Source organism: Geodermatophilus obscurus DSM 43160 (assembly GCF_000025345.1).
GTDB lineage: Bacteria > Actinomycetota > Actinomycetes > Mycobacteriales > Geodermatophilaceae > Geodermatophilus > Geodermatophilus obscurus.
The window spans coordinates 1,735,909-1,748,624 of record NC_013757.1; the positions used below are offsets into that span (position 1 = coordinate 1,735,909).

Sequence of the window (12,716 nt, forward strand, 5' to 3'; positions counted from 1 at the left end):
CGGGGCCGCAAGAAACCTGTGACTTCGGGACGCGCGACGGCGCCGGGTGAGCCCTCGCGCGGGGCCACTTGGCTTCACGGGCCGCTACCGGAGAGCTCGCCCGGGGAGTGGCTGCCGTCCTCGTGGAGGCCCAGCAGCGATGGATGGCGCGAGGAGCGCTCGCGAGTTGGGCCGTTACAGGCCTCGCCGGATGACCACGGCAGTTCTGGGGCTGCGGTGCCGGGGCCGAGGTGGACGTCCTGGGTCAGGCCGGGCCGGCTGTGGCCGAGGTGGTCGGCGATCTGCCGACCCGCTCGATCGCGGTGGCGATCGACACCGAGCGGCCTTCACTGACACGATGCCCTCCGGAGCCCAGCGTCGTGTCGCCGGCAATGAATACATGTGTCGACGGCCGAAGTCGGTCCTCCCAGGCGAGGTGGTCATGGCAGGTCCGCTGCTCGAGACCAAGCTTCGCGTCCCCGGAGGGCGACGCCGCCTGGTGGCGCGTCCCAGGTTGGACGAGTGCCTGGCCCGCGGAACGGAGTCGGCGCTGACGCTGGTGTCCGCTCCGGCCGGGTTCGGCAAGACGACGCTGCTGACGGAGTGGCTGGCGACCGCCCCCGCCGACGGACGGTCCGTGGCGTGGCTGTCGCTCGACCCGCGCGACAACGATCCGGCGGTGTTCTGGACGTACCTCGTCGCCGCCCTCCAGGCCGTTGAACCGGCCGTAGGTGCCGGCGCTCGCTCGCTCCTGCAGTCGCCCCAGTCGCCGGCGGAGGCGATCCTGTCGAGCCTCCTCAACGACCTGTCCGGCGTCTCGAACGACGTCGTCCTGGTGCTCGACGACTACCACGTCATCGAGGCGCCGGACGTGCAGGAGGGGATGGCCTTCCTGCTCGACCACCTGCCCCCTCAGTTCCATCTGGTCATCGCCACCCGCGCCGATCCGTCACTGCCGCTGGCCCGGTTGCGCGCGCGTGGCGAGCTGGTCGAGGTCCGGGTCGCCGACCTTCGCTTCACAGCTGACGAGGCGGCGGCCTACCTGTCCGGGGTGATGGGGCTCGACCTGACGGCGGAGGACGTCGAGGCGCTGGAGGGGCGCACCGAAGGCTGGATAGCGGCGCTCCAGTTGGCGGCTCTGTCGCTGCAGGGGCGGGAGGACGTCGCCGGCTTCATCGCAGGCTTCGCCGGGGACGACCGCTACATCGTCGACTACCTGGTGGAAGAGGTCCTGCAACGTCAGCCGGAGTCCGTCCGGAGTTTCTTGCTGCAGACCTCGGTCCTTGGCCGGCTGAGCGGTGGCCTGTGCGACGCCGTCACGGGTCAGAACGGCGGCAAGGCGATGCTCGAAGCGCTCGACCGGGCCAACCTGTTCCTCGTCCCGCTCGACGACCGCCGACAGTGGTACCGCTACCACCACCTGTTCGCCGACGTGCTGCGCGCGCGTCTGCTGAACGAGCAGCCCGAGCGCGTCCGGGACCTGCATCTGCGGGCCAGCGTCTGGTGCGAGCGGAACGGCGCACGGTCGGAGGCGATCGAGCACGCGCTGGACGGCGGAGACTTCGAGCGAGCCGCGGCTCTGGTCGAGCTCGCCATACCCGCGCTGCGGCGGGCGAGGCAGGAGGCCACCCTGCGCCGGTGGCTCGAGGCGCTTCCCGACGAGCTGTTCCGGTCCAGGCCCGTGCTGACCATCGGATACGTCGGGTCGCTGATGTCCAGGGGTGAGCTCGAAGGCGTCGAGGAGCGGCTGGAGGACGCCGAGCGATGGCTGGACACCGCGGAGCAGGTGCCAGGCTCGGCGGGCGGGATGGTCGTCGAGGACCCAGCGGGCTACCGCGCGCTGCCGAGCTCGATCGCCATGTACCGGGCCGGACGGGCCCTGATGCTTGGCGACGTGTGTGGCACCATGACGCACGCCCGCCGTGCACTGGACCTCGCCGCCGCGGACGACCATCTCGCGCGCGGCGCCCCGGCAGCGCTCCTCGGGCTCGCGTACTGGACCGGGGGCCACCTGGACACGGCGCGCCAGTGGTACGCCGATGCCATGTCGAGCCTGGCCACCGCCGGGTACCACTCCGATGTCCTCGGGGGCTCCCTCGTCCTGGCCGACATCGCCATCGCGCAGGGACGCCTCCGCGAGGCGATGAGCACCTACGAGCGTGGACTGCAGCGTGCCGAACAGGCCGAACCCCCGCTCAGGGGAGCGGCGGACATGCACGTGGGCATCAGCCAACTGCTCTGCGAACGCGACGATCTGGACGGCGCCCTGCGCCACCTCCTGACCAGCAGGGAGCTGGGCGAGCACGCCGGCCTGCCGCAGAACCGCTATCGCTGGCGGGTGGCGATGGCCCGGATCCGTGCGGCGGAAGGAGATCTGCCTGCTGCCGTCGGCCTGCTTGACGAAGCGGAGCGCCTGTACGTCGGTGATTTTTCCCCGGAGGTGCGGCCGGTCGCGGCGTCGCGCGCGCGACTCTGGATCGTCCAGGGCAGGTGGGCCGAGGCGCTTGCGTGGGCGCGTGAGCGGGGCCTGACCGTCGACGACGAGCTCGGCTACCTGCACGAGTTCGAGCACGTCACCCTCGCCCGGGCGCTCGTGGCCCGGTACGCGGCAGACCGTGCCGACAGCTCGCTCACCGAGGCGACGCAGCTCCTGGAGCGCCTCCTGCTTGCGGCGGACCAGGGCGGCCGGATCGGAAGCGTCATCGATGTCCTAGTAGTGAAGTCGCTGGCCCAGCAACTGCAGGGCGACCTGCCCGCCGCCCTCGCTTCGCTGCGTCGCGCGCTGACGCTGGCGGAGCCGGAGGACTACGTCCGGACCTTCGTGGACGAGGGGCCGCCCATGGCCGCTCTGCTGAGAGCCGTCGGCAAGCAGGGGAACAGCGGCAGCTTCATCCGCCGCCTCCTGGCCGCGTTCGGCCCCGCCAGGGGCAGCGCGCCCGTCCACCGGGACCTGATCGACCCGCTGAGCGCCCGCGAACTGGACGTGCTGAGACTCCTGGGCACCGACCTGGACGGGCCGGGCATCGCCCGCGAGCTCGTGGTGTCACTGAACACCGTCCGCACACACACCAAGAACATCTACGCAAAGCTCGGTGTGACCAACCGCCGCTCCGCCGTGCGCCGTGGCGACGAGCTCGACCTGACGCCCCGCCGCCCCGCCGTCCACCAGCGGTAGCGCCGACCGCCAGAGCGGCGGGAAATCACCACGTCGATCACCACACATGGTGATCCGGTCTCATCACATCCGCTCCTACCTTTCGCTCGCACCGCGGAAGGAGATGAGCCGACATGTCAACAGGCCAGTACCACGAGCCCAGGCAGTACCAGATCCGAGTCAAGGGGCATCTCGAGTCCCGCTGGGCCGCCTGGTTCGACGGGATGCGCCTCACTCACGAGACCGACGGCACCACGAACATCTGCGGTCCGGTCGTCGACCAGGCCGCCCTGCACGGCCTGCTGCACACGCTGCGCGACACGGGCCTGTCACTGGTCTCCGTCGCCCAGGTGGAACCCGACCGCCCCGACGTCCCCGTGATCGACCATCGATCCGCAGAAGGGGAACCGGCATGACACTGACCGACCGACCCGCGGCAACCGCACGAGTTCCGATGGACCGGCTGAGGAAGACGGCGATGCTTGCGGGCGGGCTGTACCTGGTCACGTTCGCCGCCTCGATCCCCGCCCGGTTCTTCTTCCTGGACCCCGTCCTGAGCGACTCCGGCTACATCGTCGGCTCGGGCGCCGACACGCGCGTCCTCGTCGGGGGCCTGCTCGACATGGTCAACGCCCTCGCCTGCATCGCGACTGCAGTCGTGCTGTTCACGGTGGTCAAGCGCCAGAGCCAGACCCTGGCGCTCGGCTTCGTCGCCTCCCGGCTCCTGGAAGCCGCCATCATCTCCATCGGCGTCGTGAGCCTTTTTGCCGTCGTGACCCTGCGGCAGGACCTGGCCGGAACCGCCGGAGCAGACGAAGCCTCGCTGGTTCCCGTCGGGGCGGCCCTCGTCGCGGTCTACGAATGGACGTTCCTGTTCGGGCCCAACGTCCTGGCGGCCGTGAACGCGCTGTTGCTGGGCACCCTGATGTACCGGTCCGGCCTCGTGCCACGTGCCATCCCCCTCATGGGACTCATCGGAGCGCCCCTGCTGCTTGCATCCGTGCTCGGGGTCGTCTTCGGCACACACGACCTGGCTGCCGGGCAGCACGTGATCGCGGCCGCCCCGATCGCCCTCTGGGAGCTGTCGCTCGGCGTCTACCTCGTGGTCAAGGGCTTCAAGTCCTCGCCCGTCACCGCCCGCGCCGTTCCCCCGACCCCGCGGAACCTGGAGATGTCACCCGCGCGGCGCTGACCCCGGCTCTGGCGCTCGACGCCGTTCCCGTTCGATCCGTTCACCCCAGCCGCAGGCATGGAGCACACCAATGATCACGGTCACAGCACTCACCAAGCGATACGGGAACAGCCTCGCGGTCGACGACATGACCTTCGGGGTGGCCGCCGGCCGCGTTACAGGCTTCGTCGGTCCCAACGGCGCCGGCAAGTCGACCACCATGCGAATGATGGTCGGGCTCACCCACCCCGGCGCAGGGGACGTCCGCTACTCCGGCGTCCACTACCGGGACCTCAAGGACCCCGCCCGCATCGTCGGAGCCGTCCTGGACGCCCGCTGCATGCACCCGGGCCGCACGGCCCGGAATCACCTCCGGGCCACCGCCGCCCTCAGCGGCATCCCGTTCCGCCGCGTCGGGGAGGTCCTCGCAGAGGTCGGGCTCGAACCGGCAGCGAACAAGCGGGCGGGCAAGTTCTCCCTCGGCATGCGTCAGCGCCTGGCGCTGGCGTCGGCGCTCCTGGGCGAGCCGCAGGTCCTGCTGCTCGACGAACCCTCCAACGGGCTCGACCCGGACGGCATCCGCTGGCTGCGCGACTACCTCAAGGACTTCGCCCGACGGGGCGGCACGGTGTTCGTCTCCAGCCACCTCATCAGCGAGCTCAGCATGTTCGCCGACGACCTCGTCGTCATCGGGGCGGGGCGTCTGCTGGCGGCGGAGTCCGTCGCCGCCATCACCGGGCGCAACGACGTCGGCGTGCTCGTCCGGACCCTTCAGCTGGTGGAGCTCGAGGCGCTGCTCGCCGCGCACGGACTCGCGGTCGAGAACGTCGTCGACCGGCTCGTGGTCCACGGGACGACCAGGGACGTCGTCTCGCAGATCGTGTTCGACAACAGCATCCGGCTGCTCGAGCTCAGCGAGACGTCGCGATCGCTCGAGGACAGCCTGCTCGACATGACCCGGTCATCCGCCGAGTTCGCGAGCACGTGATGACACCGGCCCGATCCATCCCCAACCCGAGGACCCACGCCATGACCACCGAATCTGCAACGTACGAGCGGCCGGTGAGCAGCTGGTTGACCGAGCCATCTCTGGCCACGCGGTCTCTGGCCCATGACGCCAGGGCCGTCCTCTTCGCCCTGAGGAGCGAGTGGATCAAGGCCTCCACCGTCCGGGCCAACGTGGCGATCCTCCTGTTCGCGCTCATCGGTGGCCTGCTCGTCTCGTGGGCGGTCGCGACGTTCGTCACCGACGAGGTGCTGGTCGTCGCCCAGGTCGGCTTCTACTGGACCAGCGTGACGTCGATGCTGGCGGCGATCGGGGGGGTCCTGCTCTTCGGGTCCGAGGTCCAGCACGGCACGCTGGCGGCCGCAGTGGTCGCGCGACCGGCGCGCTGGATCGTCGCGGTGGCCAAGACGTTCACCGCCGCCGCCCTGGGCCTGCTGGTGGGGGCAGTGGGTCTGGCCGCAGGATTCGGTGGAGCCGTGGTCGCCGGCCTCGATGCGGGCGACACCTCGGCTCTCGGCGCCACGGTCAGCTGGGCCCTGCTCTTCACCACGCTGTCGGCGGTGCTCGGGCTCGGGATCGGAATGGTCGTCCGCAACAGCACCGCGGCGATCGGAGGCGTCCTGGTCTGGGGCTTCGTCGTCGAGAACCTGCTCAACCTCTTCCTGCCCGTGGGAGTCGCCCGCTTCCTGCCGTTCTTCGCCGGCAACAAGCTGCTCGCGTACGCCAACGACTTCGACACCCCTGAGGCGATCGCCGTCGCGCTCTCCAGATCCGAGAGCGCGCTGGTCTTCGGCGGATACGCCGGCGTGGCGCTCCTGCTGGGGACCGTCCTGCTCTACCGGCGGGACACGGACTGAGCGCAGTCCACGGATCAGCAGGTGCCGAACCGGGCTGGTCCGGGATCTGGTCCAGGTCTGTGGACCAGGTCGCGTCGGGCCGGAACCGGTTCCCCGTGGAATCCATCGGCAACGACTCCAGGCCGTTGCGATCTGGGCCTACTGCTCTCGCGGTCAGTCACATGGACCGCAGCCAGCCGCACCCGGACCAGCTCACCGACTCAGCCCCGGAAAGCAGCGACATGACCATCACCGCGCCCGCCACCGGAGCGACCCGACCGTCGCCCGATTCGATGCGCCGGACCTCCCTGGCCGCCGGCATCCTGTATTTGATCTCGTTCGTGTCGATCCCCAGTCTCGCGCTGTACAACCCGGTGCGGGAGAACGCTGACTTCGTCCTGGGCGCCGGCAGCGACACCGGCGTGCAGTGGGCCGGCTTCCTTGAGGTCGTCGTCGCCCTGGCCGGCATCGGCACGGCCGTGGTGCTGTTCCGGGTGGCCAGGCGGCAGAGCGAGACGGCCGCGCTCGGGTTCGTCACCGCCCGGGTCCTGGAAGCCGCTCTCATCCTCGTCGGCGTCGTCAGCATGCTCTCGATCGTCACCCTGCGGCAGGACGTCGCCGGCACCGCCGGCGCCGACCCGGCGTCGCTGATCACCACCGGCCAGGCCCATCTCGCGACCTACGACTGGGCGTTCCTGCTCAGCCAGAGCCTCATGCCCGTCTTCAATGCGCTGTGCATCGGGTACGTGATGTATCGATCCGGCCTGGTGCCGCGCATCCTCCCCACCATCGGGCTCATCGGCGCCCCACTGCTCCTCCTCTCCGACATCGCGATCTTCTTCGGCGTCTACGACCGGGCGGCCCCCATCGCCCTCGTCGCGGCGCTCCCGATCGCGGCGTGGGAGTTCTCGCTCGGCGTCTACCTGACCGTCAAGGGCTTCAAGCCCGCAGCCGTCGCCGCGCTCACCGCGACCGACCTGGACACCGAATTGTCGCCCGCCTGAGAGCGCACCTGCTCGGACCCGGCCGCCCGCCCTCGCGGGACGGCCGGGTCGGTTCCGAGAGCCACCGCACACCAGCAACGAAGGAGCAGCGATGAAGGCGATCGTTCAGGAGCGGTTCGGCTCCCCGGACGTCCTGCAGTTCGTCGACACGGACCTCCCAGAGATCGGGCCCGACGACGTGCTGGTCCGCGTGCACGCCGCCGCACTCAACCCCTACGACTGGCACATGGTGCGCGGCGACCCGTACGTCGCGCGGCTCATGGGGGAAGTGGGTCTGACCAAGCCCAGGCGCAAGAACCGGATCGCCGGGGCCGACGGCGCCGGCGTCGTGGAAGCGGTCGGGGCGAACGTGCGCGACGATTGTCGGCCGGTGGCCACGGCAAGCGCGCCGGTGGGAAGCTGAACCTGGTGGAAGGCGGCAGCCCTGACCCCTCAGCTAGCCGCTCAGCAGGGACGTGAGGACTCCACGGATGTGCTCGAGCGCGCCGCGTGCGTCCGTGTCCGTGCTCTCCGGCGGGGCGATCGCCTCGCCGGCTGGAGCCGTCGTGAGCGGGTCGCCATCGGCCGCGACGGCGAGGGCGGCCAGTTCACCGAAGCCACCGGTCGTTTCGAGGTAGCGCTGGACCGGCCTCGCGTCACCTGCACGGCCCAGCGCGGACAGCATCGTGACGAACTCCAGGGCTGCGAGCCGGGCGGTGTCCATGACGTCGGTCTCGAGCAGGTCGTCGACGTGGTCTCGAAGGATGGCGTAGGCGCGCGACCGATCACCGCGTCGGAACACCGCACGCGCCTCGACGGGCCGGTTCACCGAGAAGGTCCGCTCAGGCACATCGACGTGGGACATCTGGTCGAAGATGTCGTCCGCGTCCTGCGTCCTGCCCTGAAAGAGGGCTGAGTACCCCAGGCCCAGGAGCGTGAGGTGGAGCATCGCCGGTGGGCCGTCCGCTCGGTACCGGGCCGCCAGGGGCGCCACGAACGTGTCGAAGGCAGCCAACTGTCCGGTGGCCATCAACCCGGACGCCACCCCGGCCAACTCGACGAGCGATGCGAGGTGCGGCTCGCCCATCCGCCGCAGCTCTGTGACCGCCGCGGGTGAGACGCTGCTCAGCGCGGGGCTGTCCTCGTAGAGGTAGGCACGCGTGTACGCGATCAGCGGGTGGTCGCGGTGGCCGTGACGGCCGACGACCAGCTCGTAGCCGTGCCGGTCACCGCTGTGCATGTAACGGTGCGCCGCCCAGGTGAGCCAGAACACGACCCGGTCCACGTCGTCGGCCGGGACGACGGTGAGGATCCGCTCGGCCCACTCGCCGATCTCCCCCTGACGGCGCAGCGTGACTTCGGCGGCTAGCGGCCGGACGAGCGCGTCCGCAAGGAGATGGTCCCCCGTCCGGCAGGCGCGGTCGACGGCCGCCCGCAGGTTGGGCCACAGCGCACCGAGCTGCGCGAACCCCTCCACCTCGGCTTGGCCGACCAGCCGGTGATGAATGTGGTCGACCTCCTCCAGGCACCACTCGGCGTGGCGTCGCGCGACCTGGCCCGTCACGCCGGCGGCGGCCAGCTCGGCCGCTCCGAACTCCCGCAGGGTCTCGAGCAGCCGGAAGCGACGCCCGGCCGGACCTGGCTCGACGCCGAGCATCGACTGGTCGACGAGGTCCTCCAACAGGTCCTCGACCTGCGCCTCGCCGAGGCCTGGCTCGGCACAGACCCGGTGGACAGCCGGCAGGTCGAACCCGCCGGCGAAGACGGAGAGCCGGGCGAAGAACGTGCGGAGCTCCGGGGTGAGGAGGTCGACCGACCACTGAATGGTCGCGCGCAGGGTCCGGTGCCGGTCCGCGTTCGTCCGTGGTCCCCGCGTCAGGAGCCGGAGCCGGTCGTCCAATCGTCCGACGATCTCCGGGACGGTGAGCGTCGTGGTGCGGGCGGCCGCGAGTTCGATCGCGAGCGGCACCCCGTCGAGGGCGCGGCAGATCTCCTGGATCTCGGCGCCGTGGGCTTCGACGTCGACCGTTCGGGACGCGGCGCGGGCCCGCTCCGCGAACAGCTCGGCGGCCGGTCCGGCGGTGTCCAGCGGAGGCACCGCCAGGAGCTGCTCACCGCGTGCCCCGAGCCTCTCGCGCGAGGTGGCAAGGACGCGGAGGTCGGGACAGCCCTCGGCGAGCGCCGTTGCCATCGCGGCCGCGCCCTCGAGCACGTGCTCGCAGTTGTCGATCACCACCAGCGCCCGCCGGGGACGCAGTGCCGCGACGACGGCCTGCGTCGTCGTCCTGCCTGGGCCCTCGGCGACCCCGACGACGTCGGCGACGGCACGCGGCACGTCCGCGGATGAGGCGAGGCCGGCCAGCTCGACGAACCAGGCCTCACCCCAGCCGTCTCCCCAGGCCTGCGCCCCGGCCAGGCCCAGGCGCGTCTTGCCGATTCCCCCTGGTCCGACGAGCGTCACGACCGCCGAGGTCGACAACGCGGCCGCGATGGTCTCCAGGTCGGATGCGCGGCCGATCAGGCGGTCCAGCCGCGCGGGCAGGTTCCCGCGTCGCGTGCTGTCCTCCCGCCCGGACTGCGACCTCTGCGCAGCACCGAGGGACGGGCTCTGGTCGAGGATGCGGGCCTCGAGTTCACACAGCCGCCGGCCGGGCTCGACGCCGAGCTCGTCGACGAGGTGGCTCCGGACCCGCTGGAACGCGGCCAGGGCGTCCGCCTGCCTGCCCAATCGGTAGAGCGCGGTCATCAGGAGGGCCCAGAAGCCCTCGCGGAACGGGTGGTCCGCCGTGAGCTCCGTCAACGTTCCGATCGCGGCGGCGGCATCGTCGTCCACCTGGCGCCCGAGTGCCGTCTCCAGGGCGGAGAGTCGCTGCTCGAGCAGCCCTTCGACCGTGGCGGTGAGGCCCGGGACGTCCAGGCCGGCCAGCGGCGTCCCGGTCCACTCCGCCAACGCCGCATCGACGTCCCCGGCGTCCAGGTGCTTGCGGAAGCGCACCACGTCGACCGCCTCGCCGGGCATGTCCAGGCGGTAGGCCGCACCGGCGCGGACGATCGAGTCGTTGCCGAGGGCTTTGCGCAGCCGCGTGACGTACGACTGCAGGGTCTTCTGCGCGGTCCGCGGCGGGGCCTCACCCCAGACCGCCTCCGCGATCCGGGACACCGGGATCGCCGACCGGGGCGCGAGGGCGAGGACCGCGAGGACCGCCTGACACTTCGCGGGACCGAGATCGAGCGGCCGACCACGGTCGTCGGTGGCGCCGACCTCACCGAAGAGCCGGATCCCAACCACGGCACGTCCCTCCTGATCGGGAACCGATCCTCGCACGGCTCCCGCAGGTGCTCGCCGCGCTCAACCGCGGCACGACCCGGGTTCAACCCGTGGCTGCCACGGTCGGACAACAGCAAGGCCCCCCCGATCACAGGAGCACGTCATGCAGCCCACCCAGCGGCTCGCCCGCACCGCAGGTCTGTACTACCTCGTCGTCGCCGTCCTCGGCGCCTTCGCGCACATCGTCCGCGGACAGGTCTACGTCCCCGGGGACGCGGTCACCACGGCCGCCGGAGTGCTGGAGAACGCCGATCTCGTCAGGTACAGCCTCGTCGCCGACCTGGTGCAGGCGACGTTCCTCGTCTTCGTCGTCCTGACGCTCCACCGACTTCTGCAGCACGTCGACACCCAGGTGGCGCGGGCGATGGTCCTCTTCGTCGTCATCGCCGTGGCCATCACCACGCTCAACCTGGTGAACCAGCTGGGTGCGCTGCTCGTTGCCACCGATCCGTCCTACGCCGCGGCCTTCGGCGTCGACGGCGCCGAAGCGCTGGTGATGCTCCTGCTGGACCTGCAGCACCACGGATACCTCATCGCCCAGATCTTCTTCGGCTTGTGGCTCTTTCCCCTCGGCCTGCTCGCGTGGCGCTCGGGGATGTTCCCGCGCGTCATCGCCGCCCTCCTGGTCGCGGCGTCCACGTCCTATCTCGTCGATGTCCTGCTGCAGTTCCTCGCACCCGCCGCCGCCGACGCCGTCAACCCCGCACTCGTGACCCTGTTCATCGTCGCCGAGGTCTCGCTGCTCGTCTTCCTCCTGGCCAAGGGCGTCCTGAACCGGGTGCCGGCCGACCGCGCCCTGGTCGACGCATGAGCCGCAAACCGTCCGACCCGCCGTCCCGCACGCTGTCCCAGCCACACGCGAAGAGGTCTCCCATGCGCACCACCCCGATCAGCACTCAGAGCCCGAACAGCCCGGCACCTCCAGCCACGACCATGAGGGCCGTCGTGGGCCGCTCGTACGGCTCACCAGACCTCCTCGCCGTCGAGACCGTCGGCCGTCCCGCCGTCGGGGACGGTGACGTACTGGTCCGGGTGCGCGCCGCAGGACTCGACCAGGGTGTGTGGCACACCGTCACGGGCCTGCCCTACGGGATCCGGGCAGCAGGGTTCGGCCTGCGCGCACCGAAGAACCCCGTGCCTGGACTCGACGTCGCCGGAACCGTGGCGGCCGTCGGTCGGGACGTGACCCGCTTCCGGATCGGGGACGCTGTCTTCGGCACAGGCGCCGGGGGGTACGCGGAGTACGCCACCGCCCCCGAGAGCAGCCTGGCCGCCAAGCCGCCGAACGTCACCTTCGAGGAAGCCGCCGCCACCCCGTCGTCCGCGACGGCGGCCCTGCAGGCGCTCCGCGATGTCGGCCACGTCCAGGCCGGCCAGCGGGTGCTCGTCACCGGCGCCGGAGGCGGGGTCGGCACGTTCGCGGTCCAGCTCGCGGCAGCGTCCGGGGCCACGGTGACCGGTGTGTGCAGCACCTCCAAGGTCGACCTGGTCCGGTCCATCGGTGCCCACGACGTCATCGACTACACCCGCGAGGACATCGCCGATCGGCCCTACCGCTACGACGTCGTCATCGACACCGGAGGGGACCGGAGCGTCGCCCAGCTGCGTGCTGCCCTCAGCCCCACGGGGACCCTGGTGATCGTCGGGGGAGAAGGGGGCGGCCAGGTGCTGGGCCTGTCCCGGCAGCTGCAGGCGATCACGCTGTCGCCCTTCGTCCGGCAGCGACTCGGTGTCGTCTTCTCCAGCCCGCGCCGCACCGACCTCGAGCTCCTCGCGGCGATGCTCGCAGACGGCCGCGTGGTACCCGTCGTAGACCGGACGTTCATCCTTGACGAGGTGCCGGAGGCGATCCGTCACCTACGAGCCGGCCGCGCACGCGGCAAGGTCGTCATCGTCGTCTAAAGCGTGGTCATGCCCAGCTATGGGGAACAGGACCTTTCTGCGTCGGAGCAACGGGGTCACGAGCGCCAAGAGCGGGTTCTGCGCCCGCGGTCCCAGTTCGGAGGAGACGTGACATCCGCCCGGTCTCAGCAGCCGCCGGCACCGGGCGAACGAGTTCTTGCCGACGGCGCCCAGCAAACAAGACTGCGAGGAAATCGTAGGGTTATTGGTTCGAGTCCAATCGGGGGAGCAAAGCTCCAGGTCAGTGGCTTGTGAGCGCCTCCAGGCCGGAACCAATTTCGCTGGAGTCGCAAGAAACCCGTGACATTGGGGCGCGTGACGGCGATGGGTGGGCCCTTCGACGGGGTCTCGACGCTG

Annotated in this window: 10 protein-coding genes; 9 read left to right on the forward strand and 1 reads right to left on the reverse strand. The window is 70.8% G+C overall.

Features of this window, described 5'->3' with window-relative positions; all coding sequences use genetic code 11:
* Positions 1-46: 46 nt before the first annotated feature.
* The 7 genes from GOBS_RS08285 to GOBS_RS08315 all read left to right on the forward strand — a co-directional run bounded on the left by GOBS_RS08285 (position 47) and on the right by GOBS_RS08315 (position 7,553).
* Positions 47-3,154 carry a winged helix-turn-helix domain-containing protein gene (locus GOBS_RS08285; protein ID WP_208104408.1) on the forward strand — a complete coding sequence of 1,036 codons (3,108 nt, stop codon included), beginning with the start codon at positions 47-49 and terminating at the stop codon, positions 3,152-3,154.
* A 113-nt stretch (positions 3,155-3,267) separates the two neighbouring features.
* Positions 3,268-3,549 carry a hypothetical protein gene (locus GOBS_RS08290; protein WP_012947835.1) on the forward strand — a complete coding sequence of 94 codons (282 nt, stop codon included), beginning with the start codon at positions 3,268-3,270 and terminating at the stop codon, positions 3,547-3,549.
* Between the two features lie 38 nt (positions 3,550-3,587).
* Positions 3,588-4,325, forward strand: a complete 738-nt coding sequence (locus GOBS_RS08295) for a DUF4386 domain-containing protein (RefSeq protein ID WP_012947836.1) — start codon at positions 3,588-3,590, stop codon at positions 4,323-4,325.
* Positions 4,326-4,395: 70 nt separating this feature from the next.
* Positions 4,396-5,292, forward strand: coding sequence for an ABC transporter ATP-binding protein (locus GOBS_RS08300; RefSeq protein WP_012947837.1), 897 nt, complete (start codon positions 4,396-4,398; stop codon positions 5,290-5,292).
* A 41-nt stretch (positions 5,293-5,333) separates the two neighbouring features.
* Positions 5,334-6,167 carry an ABC transporter permease subunit gene (locus GOBS_RS08305; protein WP_012947838.1) on the forward strand — a complete coding sequence of 278 codons (834 nt, stop codon included), beginning with the start codon at positions 5,334-5,336 and terminating at the stop codon, positions 6,165-6,167.
* Positions 6,168-6,226: 59 nt separating this feature from the next.
* Positions 6,227-7,150, forward strand: a complete 924-nt coding sequence (locus GOBS_RS08310; RefSeq protein WP_243697672.1) for a DUF4386 domain-containing protein — start codon at positions 6,227-6,229, stop codon at positions 7,148-7,150.
* Positions 7,151-7,241: 91 nt separating this feature from the next.
* Complete coding sequence (locus tag GOBS_RS08315) at positions 7,242-7,553, forward strand: alcohol dehydrogenase catalytic domain-containing protein (RefSeq protein WP_012947840.1); 312 nt, start codon at positions 7,242-7,244, stop codon at positions 7,551-7,553.
* A 33-nt stretch (positions 7,554-7,586) separates the two neighbouring features.
* Here the strand turns inward: GOBS_RS08315 and GOBS_RS08320 are convergent, their stop codons facing one another.
* Entirely contained in the window at positions 7,587-10,418 is a 2,832-nt protein-coding gene (locus GOBS_RS08320; RefSeq protein WP_012947841.1) for an AfsR/SARP family transcriptional regulator, read from the reverse strand.
* Between the two features lie 142 nt (positions 10,419-10,560).
* On the opposite strand from GOBS_RS08320, the gene GOBS_RS08325 reads away from it, so the two are divergent.
* Positions 10,561-11,268 (forward strand): DUF4386 domain-containing protein, encoded by a 708-nt coding sequence (locus tag GOBS_RS08325; protein WP_012947842.1) that lies wholly within the window; start codon positions 10,561-10,563, stop codon positions 11,266-11,268.
* A 122-nt stretch (positions 11,269-11,390) separates the two neighbouring features.
* Positions 11,391-12,359: an NAD(P)-dependent alcohol dehydrogenase gene (locus tag GOBS_RS08330; protein ID WP_012947843.1), complete on the forward strand. Its 969-nt coding sequence runs from the start codon at positions 11,391-11,393 to the stop codon at positions 12,357-12,359.
* Positions 12,360-12,716 lie beyond the last annotated feature (357 nt).

Excerpts from the sequence above, each read along its gene's own strand:
- GOBS_RS08290 (WP_012947835.1), top strand. The coding sequence starts at position 3,268 with ATGTCAACAGGCCAGTACCACGAGCCCAGGCAGTACCAGATCCGAGTC.
- GOBS_RS08295 (WP_012947836.1), top strand. The coding sequence starts at position 3,588 with ATGGACCGGCTGAGGAAGACGGCGATGCTTGCGGGCGGGCTGTACCTG.
- GOBS_RS08300 (WP_012947837.1), top strand. The coding sequence starts at position 4,396 with ATGATCACGGTCACAGCACTCACCAAGCGATACGGGAACAGCCTCGCG.
- GOBS_RS08305 (WP_012947838.1), top strand. The coding sequence starts at position 5,334 with ATGACCACCGAATCTGCAACGTACGAGCGGCCGGTGAGCAGCTGGTTG.
- GOBS_RS08315 (WP_012947840.1), top strand. The coding sequence starts at position 7,242 with ATGAAGGCGATCGTTCAGGAGCGGTTCGGCTCCCCGGACGTCCTGCAG.
- GOBS_RS08325 (WP_012947842.1), top strand. The coding sequence starts at position 10,561 with ATGCAGCCCACCCAGCGGCTCGCCCGCACCGCAGGTCTGTACTACCTC.
- GOBS_RS08330 (WP_012947843.1), top strand. The coding sequence starts at position 11,391 with ATGAGGGCCGTCGTGGGCCGCTCGTACGGCTCACCAGACCTCCTCGCC.